This window comes from Bacillus cereus group sp. BfR-BA-01522 (assembly GCF_022662635.1).
GTDB classification, from domain to species: Bacteria; Bacillota; Bacilli; order Bacillales; family Bacillaceae_G; genus Bacillus_A; species Bacillus_A cytotoxicus.
This window is the reverse complement of the sequence record NZ_JAKUDY010000055.1, coordinates 1-300: the sequence shown is the minus strand read 5'-3', so window position 1 is coordinate 300 and position 300 is coordinate 1. Positions and strand designations below refer to the sequence as shown.

The window sequence follows — 300 nt, the reverse complement described above, 5'->3', positions numbered from 1 at the left end:
AGGTTAGGGGTTCGACTCCTCTCGGGCGCGCCATTAACGGGAAGTGGCTCAGCTTGGTAGAGCACCTGGTTTGGGACCAGGGGGTCGCAGGTTCAAATCCTGTCTTCCCGACCACGCGGGTGTAGTTTAGTGGTAAAACAAGAGCCTTCCAAGCTCTGGTCGAGAGTTCGATTCTCTTCACCCGCTTTTAGTTCTTTGAAAACTGAACGAAACAAACAACGTGAAACGTCAATTTTTATTTATGATGCTAGACAAACTTTATTGGAGAGTTTGATCCTGGCTCAGGATGAACGCTGGCGG

2 tRNA genes are annotated in these 300 nt (G+C 49.3%); both read left to right on the top strand.

The window, feature by feature from the left end:
- Window positions 1-37 precede the first annotated feature (37 nt).
- Window positions 38-114, top strand: a tRNA-Pro gene (locus MR059_RS21615).
- Between the two features lies 1 nt (window position 115).
- Window positions 116-186 (top strand) — tRNA-Gly (locus MR059_RS21610).
- The last annotated feature ends 114 nt before the right edge of the window (window positions 187-300 follow it).